16 protein-coding genes are annotated in these 15,282 nt (G+C 62.8%); 5 read left to right on the top strand and 11 right to left on the bottom strand.

The window, feature by feature from the left end:
- Window positions 1–249 precede the first annotated feature (249 nt).
- Together OB895_RS10905 and OB895_RS10900 are read right to left on the bottom strand one after the other, a co-directional pair.
- On the bottom strand, window positions 250–630 hold the full coding sequence (locus tag OB895_RS10905) for a hypothetical protein (RefSeq protein ID WP_311877575.1): 381 nt from the start codon (window positions 628–630) through the stop codon (window positions 250–252).
- Between the two features lie 32 nt (window positions 631–662).
- Entirely contained in the window at window positions 663–974 is a 312-nt protein-coding gene (locus tag OB895_RS10900) for a hypothetical protein (RefSeq protein ID WP_311877573.1), read from the bottom strand.
- A 74-nt stretch (window positions 975–1,048) separates the two neighbouring features.
- Between OB895_RS10900 and OB895_RS10895 the strand changes: the two genes are divergently transcribed.
- Window positions 1,049–1,324, top strand: a complete 276-nt coding sequence (locus OB895_RS10895) for a hypothetical protein (RefSeq protein WP_311877569.1) — start codon at window positions 1,049–1,051, stop codon at window positions 1,322–1,324.
- Window positions 1,325–1,327: 3 nt separating this feature from the next.
- Here OB895_RS10895 and OB895_RS10890 read toward each other — a convergent pair whose 3' ends face one another.
- The 4 genes from OB895_RS10890 to OB895_RS10875 all read right to left on the bottom strand — a co-directional run bounded on the left by OB895_RS10890 (window position 1,328) and on the right by OB895_RS10875 (window position 5,733).
- On the bottom strand, window positions 1,328–2,329 hold the full coding sequence (locus tag OB895_RS10890) for an SDR family NAD(P)-dependent oxidoreductase (protein ID WP_311877567.1): 1,002 nt from the start codon (window positions 2,327–2,329) through the stop codon (window positions 1,328–1,330).
- Window positions 2,330–2,559: 230 nt separating this feature from the next.
- Window positions 2,560–3,723: an HNH endonuclease gene (locus OB895_RS10885; protein ID WP_311877565.1), complete on the bottom strand. Its 1,164-nt coding sequence runs from the start codon at window positions 3,721–3,723 to the stop codon at window positions 2,560–2,562.
- A 49-nt stretch (window positions 3,724–3,772) separates the two neighbouring features.
- Window positions 3,773–4,744, bottom strand: a complete 972-nt coding sequence (locus OB895_RS10880; protein WP_311877563.1) for a DNA cytosine methyltransferase — start codon at window positions 4,742–4,744, stop codon at window positions 3,773–3,775.
- A 14-nt stretch (window positions 4,745–4,758) separates the two neighbouring features.
- Window positions 4,759–5,733, bottom strand: a complete 975-nt coding sequence (locus tag OB895_RS10875) for a DNA cytosine methyltransferase (RefSeq protein WP_311877561.1) — start codon at window positions 5,731–5,733, stop codon at window positions 4,759–4,761.
- A gap of 960 nt (window positions 5,734–6,693) precedes the next feature.
- Here OB895_RS10875 and OB895_RS10870 point away from each other — a divergent pair.
- The gene (locus OB895_RS10870; protein WP_311877559.1) at window positions 6,694–7,359 is read left to right on the top strand and encodes a hypothetical protein; all 666 of its coding nucleotides are present in this window, start codon (window positions 6,694–6,696) and stop codon (window positions 7,357–7,359) included.
- 297 nt (window positions 7,360–7,656) lie between these two features.
- On the opposite strand, the gene OB895_RS10865 is transcribed toward OB895_RS10870, so the two are convergent.
- Complete coding sequence (locus OB895_RS10865; protein ID WP_311877557.1) at window positions 7,657–8,244, bottom strand: MarR family winged helix-turn-helix transcriptional regulator; 588 nt, start codon at window positions 8,242–8,244, stop codon at window positions 7,657–7,659.
- A 4-nt stretch (window positions 8,245–8,248) separates the two neighbouring features.
- Between OB895_RS10865 and OB895_RS10860 the strand changes: the two genes are divergently transcribed.
- Window positions 8,249–8,524, top strand: coding sequence for a zinc-binding dehydrogenase (locus OB895_RS10860; protein WP_311877555.1), 276 nt, complete (start codon window positions 8,249–8,251; stop codon window positions 8,522–8,524).
- A 182-nt stretch (window positions 8,525–8,706) separates the two neighbouring features.
- Here the strand turns inward: OB895_RS10860 and OB895_RS10855 are convergent, their stop codons facing one another.
- Window positions 8,707–10,551 carry a DUF262 domain-containing protein gene (locus tag OB895_RS10855; protein WP_311877553.1) on the bottom strand — a complete coding sequence of 615 codons (1,845 nt, stop codon included), beginning with the start codon at window positions 10,549–10,551 and terminating at the stop codon, window positions 8,707–8,709.
- Window positions 10,552–10,751: 200 nt separating this feature from the next.
- On the opposite strand from OB895_RS10855, the gene OB895_RS10850 reads away from it, so the two are divergent.
- Together OB895_RS10850 and OB895_RS10845 are read left to right on the top strand one after the other, a co-directional pair.
- A complete protein-coding gene (locus tag OB895_RS10850) occupies window positions 10,752–10,955 on the top strand; it encodes a hypothetical protein (protein WP_311877552.1) in 204 nt (67 codons plus the stop codon).
- The gene (locus tag OB895_RS10845) at window positions 10,955–11,533 is read left to right on the top strand and encodes a DUF7255 family protein (RefSeq protein ID WP_311877550.1); all 579 of its coding nucleotides are present in this window, start codon (window positions 10,955–10,957) and stop codon (window positions 11,531–11,533) included. Before OB895_RS10850 ends, OB895_RS10845 begins: the two co-directional genes overlap by 1 nt.
- 73 nt (window positions 11,534–11,606) lie before the next feature.
- On the opposite strand, the gene OB895_RS10840 is transcribed toward OB895_RS10845, so the two are convergent.
- Genes OB895_RS10840 through OB895_RS10830 form a run of 3 tightly spaced genes read right to left on the bottom strand, consistent with a single transcriptional unit; the run spans window position 11,607 to window position 15,278 of the window.
- A complete protein-coding gene (locus OB895_RS10840) occupies window positions 11,607–12,500 on the bottom strand; it encodes a metallophosphoesterase (RefSeq protein ID WP_311877547.1) in 894 nt (297 codons plus the stop codon).
- A 40-nt stretch (window positions 12,501–12,540) separates the two neighbouring features.
- Window positions 12,541–13,569: a LacI family DNA-binding transcriptional regulator gene (locus OB895_RS10835; RefSeq protein WP_311877544.1), complete on the bottom strand. Its 1,029-nt coding sequence runs from the start codon at window positions 13,567–13,569 to the stop codon at window positions 12,541–12,543.
- A complete protein-coding gene (locus OB895_RS10830) occupies window positions 13,566–15,278 on the bottom strand; it encodes an ABC transporter permease (protein ID WP_311877541.1) in 1,713 nt (570 codons plus the stop codon). The genes OB895_RS10835 and OB895_RS10830 overlap by 4 nt, the downstream gene beginning before the upstream one ends.
- Window positions 15,279–15,282: the final 4 nt, after the last annotated feature.

The following is a 15,282-nucleotide window of genomic DNA, read 5'->3' as shown; positions in this document are numbered from 1 at the left end:
CGCCAACGGAAAGCAAGGGCGCCTATCTCGACTTCGGGCGCGGATGGCGGCGGTGCGTCGCGACCACGGCGCGATTCGCGTCGTCGACTACTGGCAGACGAGCGAGTCGGCCGATGCGGCGGACTTGCCACGCCGAGGGTGCGTCGGAGAACCCGGTGGACGAGGAATCCGGGTTCGAAGGGGGACGGGTGATCGATGGCAGCTTCGAGACTGCGATGAGCGTTCGATGGGACGAGTGACGGGCTGCGGTTAGGTCGTGCAGTACGCGAGCATCGCGTCGGTCGCCGCGCGCATCTCTGTCGTCGCCGCGTCCAGGCCTGTGATATCACCCGCGATGGCCTTCTCGCCCTCGGCAGCGAATGCGTCGATGCTCGTCGTCCACGAGTCGCGGAGCGTGACGAACTCCTTGGGTCCGTCGACACCGCGGATGTTCTCGGCGACGTTCTTGACCTCGTCGAGCGCTGCCTGCGCGGCCTCGGGAGTCGGCGAGCTGACGCTGCCGATCACACCGGTCACCTGCGCGGCCTGAGCGGCGATCTGACCGCAGGCGGCGATGGTCGACGCCTGCGAGCATCCGGAGAGCACCAGGATGCCGACGGCCAGCGACGCGAGCGTGGGGAGCTTCTTCATGAGAGCCAGGGTAGGCGGCGGAGATGTGAGGACTACTGCGAGCCCCAGGCGAGGCCGACGAAGGTTACGGGCTTGCCCGCGGCTTCTGCGTAGGCGATCTCGCGGAGCGTCGATTCGCCGTAGTGCTCGCCCCGGTTCACGACCTCGACGCGGTCGGCGAGATCGATTCGGCGCAGATGCAACTCACCGAGCGCGGCCTTCTGTGCGTCGGTGATCGGGCCGTCGATCTCGGAGGGCCGGAGGACGATGTGGCCCGCAAGAGCCAGGCTCTGGCTCACCGCACGCATGTCGTCGAGGAATCGCATGGATCCGCAGATGCAGACAATCTCCGGACGCTCGGGCATGGGGTCAGTCTGTCATCCGTCGTGAGAGGCGGCGACCTGAGCCTTCGAGCGATGGAGCGGTCTAGGCTCGCCCCATGAGCGAGCCCACCGCCGAGCCCTCCCTGATTCAGCAGCGCATCGCGTTGCAACGCCGCAAGAACTTCGCGCTCTACACGATCGTGTTCTCGACTGTCCTGCTCGCAGGATGGGTCGTCGCGATCGCGCTGGATCCGAGCGCGGTCTATCGGTGGATCAGCCTCGTGGTCTTCGGCGCCGGAGTGGGCGCCGGGATCTTCGAGCTGCGCAAGGCGCGTCGAGCGATCGGTGAGTTCGAAGGCCGGCACGGCAGCCGTGCCGGCCTCCAAGACTGACGCTTACTGCACCGACCATCCCCCATCGGATGCCAGCACCGCACCGTTGATGTTCACTGCGTCGTCCGACAGCAGGAACGTGATCGACGCGGCGAGGTGCTCGGCAGTCGCAACCGTCGGGATCGCCTGCTGGAACGGAGCGAGACGACCGGAGCCGTACTCCGACATGTTCGGGGGCATCGGGATGCCGGTGGCGACGCCGCCGGGAGCGACGGAGTTCACGCGGATGCCCTTCGGCCCGTACATGAACGCCGCGGACTTCGTGACGCCGATGATGCCGTGCTTGCTGGCCGTGTAGGCGTTGCCCGACGAGTTGCCGCGCAGACCCGCTTCGCTCGAGACGTTGAGGATCGAGCCGCGGCCGGCCTTCTCCATGATCGGCAGCACCGCGCGCATGAGCTTGAAGGGGGCGGTGAGGTTGATGGCGATGACGCGGTCCCAGACGGCATCCGTCGTCTCGTCTGCGGGAGAGAAGTCGTCGTTGATGCCGGCGACGTTCGCGAGGGCGTCGATGCGGTCGCCTGCGGCGGCGATGACGGCGTCGATCGCGTCCTGCTTGGTGAGGTCGCCGGCGACGGTGGTGATGTCGGCATCCGGCAGCTCGGCCTTCAGCGCGTCGAGCTTGTCGCCGGCGATGTCGGAGGCGATGACTCGTCCACCTTCGCGGGCGATGCGGGATGCGGTGGCCTTGCCGATTCCGGATGCTGCGCCCGTGACTATCACGGTCTTGCCGGCGAAACGTCCGGTGGTGGGCTTCTCGGTCCAGCCCTCGGACTCGCCGGGCTCGGGGATCTCGCCGCCGTTGGCTGCGCGCACGAGGTCATCGACGATTGACTGCGGCATCGCGCCCTGGCTCATGGCGACGAGCTGCTGCAGCGGGAGTCCGAGTACGGGGGTGAGGAGCTCGGGGTCGGCGCCCGTCTGCTCGAAGAGTGCGCGGATGAGTGGCCCGCCGGTCGGGTCGTTCAGCCAGTCGCCGATGGTGGAGTGTGCGGTGAGGGCCATAATCGAGCTCCTTGAGGCTTGTGTTTCGCAACGATGCGTCTATTAACTCAGAGTCTATTCGGATCCCGAAACTGTTGACGACGGTTGTCATCCGGGTATGGCGCTTGGGGGTGACTTACGTGACGGGTCCCGTCCCCCATAACGCGAGTGACCAAAAGATGTTGTTTGTGCGCCGCGCGCGGCTCGAGCCTTCTGGCGTGCGCTCGACACGGCGAGTTGAGCCGATCCGCTCAGTAGTAGTCCCATCGCCACTTGACGTGCGCGGGAGATACATAAGCAGGAAGTTCGACTCGTGAGGGCAGTTGTGCGTAGTGAACGTCGCGTCGCAGTTCCGTGGCGTAGTGGATCTCGCCTGTAGGGTCGATGCGGACTTTGTTACTGTCGAACAGACTATGAATGTCTGCCCTGAGACAGAGCCCATTAGAAGGGTCATCGAGGCCCGAGATCGAGTAGGGCCTGATGTGCGCCGCTTCTAGCACTGTCACCACCGTGCTGCCAGTAATAAGACAAGTCTTGTTCGCCCGGTCGAAAACTTCGAAGCGAAACTGTCGTTGCCCCGGACGTTCGAGCACGGATCTGGTGGCTCGGCGCCGCTCAAGAGTTGTAGCAACGTATGCGACCGATTCGGTTGACGTTTCATCCGTGGTTGAAGTATTTGATCCGATTGAAACGAGCAACCCGATATCCGCGCCATCGATGTCGCCGAGGCGGTAGCGTTGCCCCTCGCCCAGGGACCCATCGTGTACGAGGAAATCGTACTCCGTGAGAAAACGCAGAAACTCCCGTGATGATCTTGAATCGTTCGACTGCGTGGTCGTACGCGGCCAGGAGCTTATGTCGAGTTGGCCTTCACGGTACTGGCGGATCGCGTCAGCGATGTAGGACGCCTCGGGTCTGGTGGCCGACAGCGGCTGAACGATTCGGCGTAGCTCGAAATCCGTAATGTAGCCTGTGCTCGCACCGAAAGCACCGAGGCCGTGGATTATCTCGAGTATGAGAAGGAGCGGCCGAAACCTGATCCCAGCCCCCGACCAAGCTTGATGCTCGGGCTCGTTATAGGAAGAGCTTGGCAGGTAAAGACTGACGATCGTGTGAACGGCGAACTGCCGAGGACTGATCAGGCCGTCGGCGTATTCTCGCCCCAGATCCGTTAGGTCGATTAGGGGCGTCCGCTTGAGGACGCCAAGCGTCGTCCAATACTGGCCGGCGTTTCGGAGCAGGTTGCGGTCGCCAGTCCGAGCCAGGTCCAATCCGTATTGCGCGCCGAGGCTGGTCTGTAGTTCCGTCAAGCTTTGGTGGAGCTCAGGCGAGGATCGTGCACGGCCCTCGTTCTGGCGTAGCGCACGCAATACGCCCAGAAATACATCAGGACGGTTAAGACCTTCGTTGGGCATCTTCGACGCCCAACGCCATTTGAACTCTTCGAACGGAAGAGCGGGGGCCTCAACCGGCGAAGGCATAAGTCTTCACGTCCGAATCCGGAACAACGAGAGCATCAGACAGGGCACGAAGTAGCGCGCCTCCTACTGCGTTCCCGAGAGCGGGAGGCACCGCATTACCGATGAGGCGATACGCGGCAGACTGATTGCAGCTGAAGTAGAAATCTAGTGGGAAAGACTGGATGGTCGCGAGTTCCCGGACGGACATTCTGCGAGTATTGGAAGGGTGGTGAAGTACAACAACGCCGCCCCGGTTATCACCGCGACCCGTAACAGTGGGGGCAGGAAGGTCTGGATCGACAGACCGATTTCCGATGTACCCATTGAAGCGGAGCTTGTAGCGCGAGTAGGTATGGTTTAGGAGATCGTTGTCGGAATCTGGATCGGGGATTTCCGATAGGGCCTCTCCGGATGTTATCCATCGCGATTTGCCGTTTCCTCCTTGTGGGCTATGAGTGGCATCGGGAAAGTTGAAGGTGATTCCCTCGTCCGCGCGAGTGCCCACGATGATTACGCGTTCTCGCCTTTGGGGCACGCCGTAATCAGCCGCATTGACAAGTTGATATTGTACGTCATATCCCAATTCGCGAAAGTCATCAAGAATTCGCCGCAGTACTTCGCCCTTCGCCATTTGCTTGAGGCCCTTCACATTCTCAGCCACGAACGCGAGTGGTCGCTTATCGCGAACTACTCGGAGCATTTCCAGGTACAATGCATTGCGCGCGTCGTCGACGCGTCGCCCTGTGTTCGCCACGGAAAAACCCTGACAAGGGAATCCACCTATCACGACGTCGCAATCGGGGATCTCGCTCGAACTAATACTGCGAATGTCGCCCAATTTCGCCGACACGTCAAAATTGCTCGAGAACGTCGAGACTGCGTCGGGGTCGTTGTCGTTAGCCCAAACTGTCCTAAATCCTCCAGTCTGCTTGAAGCCAAGGTCAAGACCGCCCGCGCCCGCGAAGAGGGACACCACTCTAAAACTCATATTCACGCCATTACCGATCGTATGCTAGCGGGGGGAATTCGTAAATTTTCTTCTGAAGACATGAGAGAAAGGCCTATAGCGCGACCCAGCTTCACAGGCACCGCGTTTCCCACCTGGCGATAGGCCGATCCTAGCCGGCCTATGAAGCGAAAGTCGTCGGGGAAGCATTGGATAGTTGCACTTTCACGGACGCTCATGCGCCGTCCCCCGTCAGGATGAGGTGTTGCGTTAACACCACCTCCACCGTTTCCTCGCGCGAGAATTGTAGGAGACGGTTTATCCCAATCGGTCGATCGGTGACCGGTGAAATTCCGTTCGACGAACTTGTACCTCGAGAACTCCTGATTTGGAACGGCGTCCGGGAACATCTCGGGATCCGGGATGTCATGCAGTGCGTGCCGCACCGTTACGTGCTCGAGCTCTGTGCCTTGCGGCTTCGATGCATGCGTGGCGACGGGGTGGACCAAATCCGCTTCAGGAGAAATGTCCTCCCTGGTTCCCATAAAGATCAGACGTTGGCGATTTTGGGGCACACCGTAGTCCGCTGCGTTCAGGATCTTGGAGCGGACACGATATCCTGCAGCCTCGAACCCTCGGGAGATGCTCTGCATCGCCTGCCCCCCGGCCAAGCTGGCGAGGCCTCTCACATTCTCAGCGACGAAGAAGCTGGGTTGCTTGTCTTCGAGAACTCGCACGAACTCACGGTAGAGGAGGTTGCGAGGGTCCGTGAGAGCGCGATGACGATTGGCTTGCGAAAATCCTTGGCAAGGGAAGCCGCCCACGATGGCATCCGCTTCGGGGATCTCATCTGACGTGATCGTTTCGATCGCGCCGTGCACGATGTGGTCACCGATGTTCAGCTTGTAAGTCTCGACCGCGTCTGCGTCGTAGTCGTTCGCCCAGATGACTTCGTGGCCTGCGGTGATCAGGCCTAGGTCCAAGCCGCCGGCGCCTGAAAACAGTGAGACAACTCTCATGGCAGTAGAGCCCCTTTCGCTAAGGTAAGACTACGGGAGGCTCCCGACAAAGGGTCCTGGCCGCGCCATCATGTCGCGCCGGCTGCGTCTGTCGGTTACTCCAGCGGATGGCTCAGCGCAGATTCGTGACACATCACGCCAGGGTCGTCCGGCGGGCCCCGTCGCCATCATCACGGGGCGTTCAAGAGCCGTTCGCGGGCTCATGCGGGGGAGGTTACTACGCTGTCACCGACACGCCCATCGTAGTTACTCACGAACGGCGTCGTCCGGCACGTCTGTGCCGATCTCGGCGCGCCGAACCGCAAGAGTGCCAAGCCGTGGACGCGTGTCTGATAGGTTCCGAGCCGGAGAGGCTGCGTCAGCAGTTCACGACTCTCCTCTTCAAGATGGCGCAGCAGATCTTCAGGGAACGCGTTCACAATCGGCTACCGACGGCGGCCGGTGTGTGCGGAATCACCAATACGACGACCGCGCCGCTACCACTAGCGCCGAGGTGGGAGAAGCTGATCTCGATCGCGACTCCGCGATCGTGACCTCAGTTTCGATGGCAAGGCGAACTGCCTCACTCTGCTCGATGAGGGGAACGTCGAGGCGGCATGCGAAGGCGGAGATCGACGATATCTACGCGTAGACAGACGGCATCGAGGCGCTGTGCGCCGGCACGAAGACGGATTGCTCGGGTCGTTGAGGGTGCCGCCCAGCGAGCGCCTGGTGAGGGACGAGCTTGGCCAGCACCGCCCGCTCTTCATCCGTAGTGGTGACGATCGTACTGCGCTCGTCCTCCGGTAACAGCCCACACTCTCCTGAATTGCGATCAATGGACGGCAGCGACGGCCCGGCGCGCGCGGGAACGACCAGCACGTTGATCGAGCGCGAGCTGAGATGATGACATCTATGGACGAATATGCTCAGTACGATCGATTCCGACGAAGCCGTCCGATAGGACTTGACAATAGGCGGTTGGCGGCCCTGCTGGGGGACTTCGTGTACGAGGCATCAAGCGCAGAAGACGAGTCCCGACGATACCTGGAGATGCTGTACTACGAGGGCAAGCGAGTTCTCGTCGGTAAAAACCTCAAGTCTCTGGAGGCTTTCACCAGCGAACACAATAGAGACCAACGCAGAGCCGATGGGATTAAGGAGACGTACGTCTCGTGGGACCGCATCGATGATCTCTCGCAGAAGATAATCCATACCCTCTCGCAAACCGCTTGCCGCACAGAACTCGAATATGGCGAGAATTTGGTCGCGCTAGATCGGATGTTTCTCACGACGAAAGCCCTGCGCGCTTTCCGAAATCAGGTTGCCCACCGCACGCCGAGTGGCGGCGGGCGACTGCATCTCTACCGCGAGAACGACGGGTCTGTCACGCCTCGTGACATCTGGGGCTGGACTGAGGTAGCGGCAAGTTACTGGTCCAATCTGACGTCGATCATGAACGCAATCACCATGGCGACGGGAATTGTAACAGTTGCGTCGACGGTAGCCAGAGATTCCCGCCCGCTTCAGTGGCCCCCAGCCAGTATTTCTGTTCATGGCCTGCGAGTGATCAGACGAAGCGGCATTCCGGTGCCAGACCAGAGACTCGGCGACGCCCAGACGCCCAAGCGGATTGGGCGGACCTAACGCGCCGGTGGAGGCGTCAAGGTCACTGAACCTCACCTCTTCCTCTTCCAGTGAGAAGACGAAACGACAAAGAAGGTCAGACGGGTCGGCGGTCGACTGGGATACATGGGTTCCGACGAGCGGCAGCCGGACGACGACCTTGCATCGGTACCGGGCAGCACAGGACGCGCTCGGCGAAGCATGGCTCGTCGGGATGCTCGGGGCTGACGCTCGGGCCGCCCTAGGCCTCCCCGAGCTGCCGCAGGCGGAGGTGCTTCCGGGTCTGGATCTCAGGCAGAGTGGGAGCCGATGGATGTCTCACGGGGCGACCGTCGTCCAGGTCACCTCCGACCTCGCGGCGCGCGTCGCCAAGCTCGGGCGGTCGCTCACCGAGGTGCGCGCGGTCCTCGAACGCTGACGTCGTCGTCGCCCGTCGACGTCGGACTGTGCGCAGGCCACGGTTAGTGGGGCTTCGTGGCCCGACGGCTGGGCGCCGCACTCCGAGGCGGTTCCGCCCGCAGATGCCCGCTCACCTGAGTCCTCACCTTCGCGAGCATCTCTACAACCCTCTGTGCTTAGCGACTCAAACAGGTATGTCTTCACCGCCTCGATGTGCCCAGGGAACACCTTCACCAACACGTCCCGCCCTTCGTCCGTGATCGTGACGATGGCGCTGCGCTCATCCTCCGGTGACGGCCCGCGCGTGACGAGCCCACGTTCCTCCAAGGACTGTGCCTGATACGTCAACCCGCTCCGGCTATACACGACGCCATCCGCAAGGTCCGTCATCCGCTGCGAACGGTCCGGAGCGTCGCCGAGCCGCGCGAGCCGCTGGAACTGCACGTAGCTGAGCTTGCCGACGTCGCGCAGCTGCTTCTCGACCGCATGCCGCAGCAGACTGCTCACCTCGGTGAAGGCCTTCCTGGTACAACTCGTGCGCGACGGGGGAGTCGTCGTGAGCTCCACGGCCTGGATGCCGGCGCCGGATGACGCCGAGCGTGGCGTGCGGTCTGTGGTGGTGTTCGTTCGGCGTGATGCGGAGAAGCTTGCCGAGCTCGTGCCGCACGTCGACAGCGGAGCGTTCGCTCTGGAGGTCACTCGACGCACTTCGCTCACTGAGCTTCCGGCCCCGCACGCGGAGGCCGTTGAAGGGCAGATCGCAGGCAAGGTGGTTGTGATTCCGTGACGCCGCCAGTGGCCACGTCCGGAATCGATCCGGCCCGGATGGTCGGAGTCACTCATCCGGGCCACAGTCAGCCCCTCCAAGCGATGCGCTTAGTTTGCGCGAGGCCTTCGGTTGATCAGATACATGTGGCCTCTCCCCGCAGATCACCACGCTCGGAGCAACCAGCTCGGAGACCTCGGGCCTCAGTCGGTGTCATCGCCCTCGACCAGTTCCTCGTCAAAATCGGACGACGTTTGCGAAATTCCTCCGGGAAGGTGGGTCGTCGGCGTCAGCATCTTGACAATGCGCGCCTCGAGGTTGGATCTGCGCTTATCAAAGAAGGCAACGAACTCTTCCGCGGAACTCGGAAGGATGGAAGGTAGGGCGTTCCTTTCGAGGAACGAAGCCCGCTCCTCTGACGAGGAGTACTCGCCAGCCAGCCATGCTGCAGGAGTGGCTGCCAGCTTTCCGATGTTCTCCAGGCCGGGGAGAAGTTCAAGGTTCGGCAACTGGTTCTTCAGTTCTACGAGTTCGTCGACCTGAGACGGAGAGAAGGCCAGTCCTCCGTCCTCATTCACCTGACGATTCAGCTTCTTCGGGTCGAGGAGTGCAGACGGGAAGATGTGATCGACGTGGAACTGGTTGCGTGTGTCGACGTGGGGGAACAGTGCGGCCAGCACGGCGAAGGTTCGGGGTCGCCCGTACTCAAGGCTAAGGACGTCGTCGACGAGCGCGTCCGTGACCGCGAGAGACTTACCGCGGCGTGCCATCGCACGCTCGATGGCGGCAACAGGGAACGCTTCGTCACCCTCGGACCGGATGATCTCGCGCAGATCGCGCAGCAACGTGTCGAGCCCGGATCCCCAGATCCCGCGCACGATCAGTGAGCGCAACACCCATGAACGCAGGGCCTCCCGATCCTCCCGGGTTTTCGGTGATTCCCGATAAGCGTGGCCTAGCCCACGGTGGTGCACGTAGTACGCGACGGGGATCAGAACGCTGTCCGCCGTGAGCGACCCGCCGGACAGCCCGAAGTCGCTCAGCAGCCCGACTGCGACCTGGAGAGAGGTGCTCAGTGAGTCCCATCCCGCCTCGAGCTTCGCCATGTTGGCCGAAGTGAAGTTCTTGACCTTGAATCCGATATCGCCGACGTCGGCGATCACCAACCCTGACTTGAGCACTGTGTCACGAGAGAAGCCGAAGCCGTTTCCCGTCTGGTTGAGTTCATCCACCAAGCCATGGACGGCCGCACGCGCATCGCCGTCCCATTGCGCAGTGGCGATCGAGAGGAGGAGATCGCTGTACGACAGCACCGTCCCGCCGGAGTTCACGCGCACGAAGATGTCCAAGACACGCTCGATGTCCTGCTCGGTCTCTTCATAGAAATGGAGGCTAGCTGTTTTATGGATCGCATCCCACAGCTTGCTGACGAGCCCGGAAGCGACGGGATCATTGCCCACGCCGTACTTCGCCAGGAGCTGGATCAGGGAGGACATCTCCGACGCCTCGAAGACTTCGGGCACGGGCAGCCAGATCTTGCTGTCGTCATCACGCGACGCGTCGACGTCCTTGCCCGTAAGGAACTGGAAGTGGTACTTGAGGCCGAGCTCGTTCTCCGGTGCCTCACCCGCGAGATTCAGGTAGAGCTGGCGTTCCGGGTACGACCAAGACTTGTTGGCCCATCCGCCATGGTTCTTATAGGCGTATGTACCGCGGAGACCGATGTTCAGCGACGTCAGCCTCTGCTGACCATCCAAGATCGCGACTACCTCACGGTCTGTGGGAATATCGACGACTGGGTTGTGGCGGTTGTCGAAGGCGTTGTAGTCGCGCATGAAGCCATAGAACTTGAACTCACTAATGGTCTCCGGCAGAACCTTCCAAGACAGGAAGCTACCGACGGGGTACCCACGCATCACCGAATCGAAAACTCGAATCACTTGCGAAGGTTTCCACACGAACTCCCGCTGGATCGCGGGAAGAATGAGCGTGCGATCCTGGATCTGTCGGAGAGCGCTGGCAATCGTCATTGGTTCCTTGTGTCCCATGTCCGAATCCTATTGGGACGGCTGCGTCATCCGCACCGCCCTAGGCTTCCGAGATTCTGCGTCAGCAGACGTCGACCAAAGTTCTGGTTGAGCTCATTGAGAGCGGGCGTGAGCACCGATGGCACCACGAACAAAATGCTGTTCACGCGAAACATCGGAGTCCACTGCGGTCAACGAAGGCATCGAGTATGGTCAACGACATGACCACTTACACCCCTCGCGAACTGGCCGATGAGCTCGGATACGAAGGCGAAAGCCGTCCGGGGATCGTTGTCCGGAGATACTTGAGGAAAAAATACCCGGAGCACCCGAAGAATGCCTTGTGGGTCTTGGATGAGCAGCAGGCCGCAGACGTTCGTCAAAATGTGCCGCGTCGCACGCAGGGTGATCAGAAGGCCATCTAGTGGCTGTCGGTGACGTGGAGCGAGCGGTCGCGGGGGCCGCCGCCACGAACGGGGTCGTACTCGTGGCGATGCCGCGAGTCGACTGGCTCAATACTCACGGTCATTTCAGCCTCCCGAAGGCGGCCGCATCGGCGACGCCGGTGTTGCAGCGGGCATTCGATGATCTCGGCGGCAACGAAGACGAGCAACGTTCCAAGCGCTGGGGTTCGTTGCCGAGCGATCTCCTTCACCTCGAATCCAGAACGATGGTGGAGGTGGACGAGATGCAGCACTTCACTTCATTCCGACTGCTCACACTTCGGGCGGCGCCTAGCGGCTCGGTCGATCGTGACCGTTACGCCGAACTGTGTGGACGGTGGAGTCCCAAATCCGACAGATACCGAGCGTCAAAGGTTGCGATGGGCTTTCCCGGGTCGCATGGCCGGGCTCGTCAACGCGCGTACAACGATCTCTTGCGCGACCTCGTGGCGCCGCTGATGGGCTATCGGATGGTTCGAGTGCCCGTGCCAGGGTTTTCGGTCGACGAGGCCTACGCCGCAGCCGCGGATAGGCTGCCGCGCCTTCTTGCTGTGCGCTGACTCCTCACGTCCAAGGTGAGCGGCGTCGTCCGCGTTCGGCTCGTTTCGTTTTTCTCGGCTTCGCCGGGCTCGTTCAACGACCAGGGGATCGCTCCCGCCAAGAGATCCCACGCCCAGCGATCCGCCTCCCAGCCTCGTCTGCCGCAACCGGCTCCCCGACATCCGCTCCGACCTCGAGCCCCACGACCGAGTGCACGATCGTCCCGTCGTAGACGTGCACGAGGTTGTACCCCTGCGCCGCATCCTGCCCCCGCGTCGCTCCGACGGGTTGAGCCAGATCCTGCCCGTACGCACTCGACGATGCGGCCGCCACCGGGATCCCTGCGAACGTCCCGAACGACGGGTGGTGCACGTGCCCCGACAGGATCCCCCGCACATCCGAACCACGCAACACCTCAGCAAGGGAAGCCTGCTCCCGCAGCTCCACCGTGACCGCAAGGTCGAGCACGGTCGGCAGCGGCGGGTGATGGATCAGCAGCAGCGAACCCTCCGGCGCGGGCGTAGAAAGCTCAGCCGCGAGCCACTCCAGCTGCGCCTTATCTACCCGCCCCAAGTGCTGCCCGGGAACCGTCGAATCCAGCACGATCACGCGCATCCCACCGAACCACCGCACCTCGACGACGGCATCCGAAGCGCCACCGGCGAGCCCCAACTCCGCCCGCATCGCCCCGCGCTCGTCGTGGTTGCCCATAGCCCAGACCACATCGCAGCCCAAAGCAGAAACAGCGGGCAGAACTAACTCCCGCAACCGCCGATACGACGACGCGTCGCCTCGATCAGCGAGATCCCCCGTGAACAACAGGGCGTCAGGGCGAAGCCCCGAGGACACCAACCGCGACAACACAGAAGCAAGGTTCGCATCGGCATCCGCCCCGCTTCCATAGAGTGGCGCGCGTTCACCGGGAAGGTGCGTATCGGAGATGTGCACGAAGGTGTGCGATGGGCGAGAGTGTTCGGTGAGGATCATTTCTCTTCCAGTGAGACGACGAACAAGTACAGGACAGAAGTCAGACGGCCGCGGCGGTCGACCCGGGCACGAGGGTTCCGACGAACGGCTGCCTGACGGTCGGCGCAGAGTCGGCGTCAGAACTCAGAAGAAGCTGCATCGTCTCCACCGCCGCCGCGGCAACGGCCTCGACCGGAATCCGCAGCGTCGTCAGCCCCAGCAGGTCGGCACCGGGCAGGATGCCGTCGCACCCCGTCACGCTCACGTCCCCAGGCACAGACAACCCCGCATCACGCAGAGCGCGCATGACCGCGAGCTGCCGATAGTCCGACGCGCACATCACGGCCGTGGCCCCATCGCGCACGGCCTCCAGCGCCTCATCCACCCCATCGGTCGGCGCCGCTCCCGCAGACACCAGAGTCACCGACGCCCCGCCGGCAACCAACGTCGACTCCATCGCCGACGCCCGCAGATGCTCAGCGAACGACACGTCCTCCGCGCCGGAGAGCACCACCACGCGCCGATGCCCCAACGACAAAACATGCGAAGCCAAAAGACGCCCGTGCTCCGGATCGTCATAGTGCGCGGTGTGAATCCGTTCCGCCGTCTCGACCCGACCCGCGCGCACGATCGGCACCTGGTCGGCGAACGGCTCGAGCTGTGCGGCCGTGATGCCACCGGTCGCGACGATCAGTCCTGCGACGCGCATGCCGAGCAGCCGGTGCAGCGCATTGACCTGCTCGGCGCCCTGCACGTCGGCGCCGATCGTCACGGTCACGAGGTCGAGGCCACGCCTGTGCGCCTCATCCTGCAACCGCGAGAACAGCAGACCGTATGCCGGGTTGCTCGCGTCGCGCAGCATCAGCCCGACCGTGCCGGTGCGACCGGCGGCGAGCTCGGCGGCCATCGTGTTGCGCACGTATCCGAGGCGTTCGGCCTCGGCGAGAATCCGCTCCTGGGTCTCGGGCGCGAATCGCCCCTCGCCCTTCAGCGCCCTGGTCGCCGTCGCTCGGGAGACCCCGGCAGCCGCGGCCACATCGCTGACCGTGACGCGCAGCCCCGGAGCATCCGAAGACGATGCACCACTCACGCGCGCGCCTTCTTGGCCTTGCGGGGCGCTCCGGCGCGCGAACCTCGTCCATACACGAGATACATGGTGACACCCATGATGATCATGAGCAGCACTGTATAGACGAACGTGATCGGCATCGCGTCGAGATTGTTCTCGCCGCGCGTGCTCTCTTGGATCGCCACACCCAGCGGCTTGAACAGCGGGTGGTAGAGGAAGATCGCCGCGTCGTAGTCGTCGAGCAGGCTGTTGAAGTTCAGTGCCGTGATCGCCGCAGCGGTCGGCAGCACCAGCGGAACCAGCACCTTGCGGAACGTCGTCAGCGACTTCGCCCCGAGGATGCGCGAGGCGTCTTCGAGCGAGTCGGGCACCGACGCGAACCCGGCCTTCAGCAGGCGCAGCGTGAACGGGATCTTCACGCAGATGTAGGCGATGAGCAGCAGGATCGGCGTGCCGGTCAGCACGAGTCCGCCGACGATCGCCCGCGGCTCGTCGAACGCGGTCACGAGCGCGAGCGCGATCAGCACGATCGGCAGGATCCACGGGATGTGCAGCACGTACTCGATCGCGGTCGTCAGCAGGTTGCGGTGCTTCTGCAGCATCCGCGCCACGAACAGCAGACCGCCGACCACGACGATCGACGCCACGGCGCTGTAGACGACGCTGACGATGAACGGACGGATCGCCTCGGCGCTCGAGAACACGGTGACGTAGTTGTCGAGCGTGAAGCTGTCGAGGGTGATCGACCCGGCGAGGATGCTGCGCGCATCGACGAACGAGAAGATGATGATCAGCACGACCGGGATCAGGTAGATCACCCACAGCAGGTAGGCGATGACGTGCACGACGACATTCGCGAACGGGTTGCGGATCTTCTGCTTCTGGATCGGCGTTGCGACCTTCGCGACCGAGAAGTACACGCCCGACTTCTCGAAGCGGTTCATGATCGCGAGCAGGATGATCGTCGCAATGCCGAGCACGATCGCCAGCAGGGCTGCGATGTCCCGCGTGATGGGGCTGCGCGAGAGATCGATGATCAGCGGCGCGACGGTCTGGAAGTCTGGCCCGCCGAGCACGAGCGGAGCGGTCAGCGCGCCGAGCCCGATGAGGAACGTGAGCACCGTGACGGCGAACAGCATCGGCTTCATGACCGGCAGCACGATGCGGCGCAGGATGGTCCAGGTCGAGGCGCCCATCAGCTTGGCCGCCTCGATCGACGCGTAGTCGACCTTGCCGAGCGAGGACGAGAGGAACAGCATGTGGTTCGTCGTGGTCGCGAAGGTCATCACGAAGACGACCGCGAAGTATCCCGAGAACCAGTCGCGGTCCATGTCGGGCCACACGTTGACCATCATGTTCGTGAAGAACCCGAACCGACCGTAGATGAAGTTGTATCCGGCGGCCAGCACGATGCCGCCGTAGATCAGGGTCGTGGCATAGCCGAGCCAGAGGATCTTCGCGCCGCGCACCTGGAAGTACTTCGTCACCAGCACGATGAACACGCCGACCACGTTGACCGTGATCGACAGGGTGACGGCGAGCAGGAAGCTGTTGCCGAGCGTCTTCAGTGCGCGCTCGCTGCCGAACAGCTTCTCGACGGCGCGGATGCTGAACTGCCCGTCGGGGAAGAAGGTGACGCCGAGCAGGGCGGCGTTCGGCAGCACGAGGAAGGCTGCTGCGAACCAGATCACGATGATGCCCGTGATCCAGGCGAGCGGCGAGCGCAGCATCGCC

This window comes from Microbacterium forte (genome assembly GCF_031885415.1).
Classification (GTDB): Bacteria; Actinomycetota; Actinomycetes; order Actinomycetales; family Microbacteriaceae; genus Microbacterium; species Microbacterium forte.
Note: the sequence above shows the minus strand (reverse complement) of the source record. Positions and strands in the feature narration are given on the sequence as shown.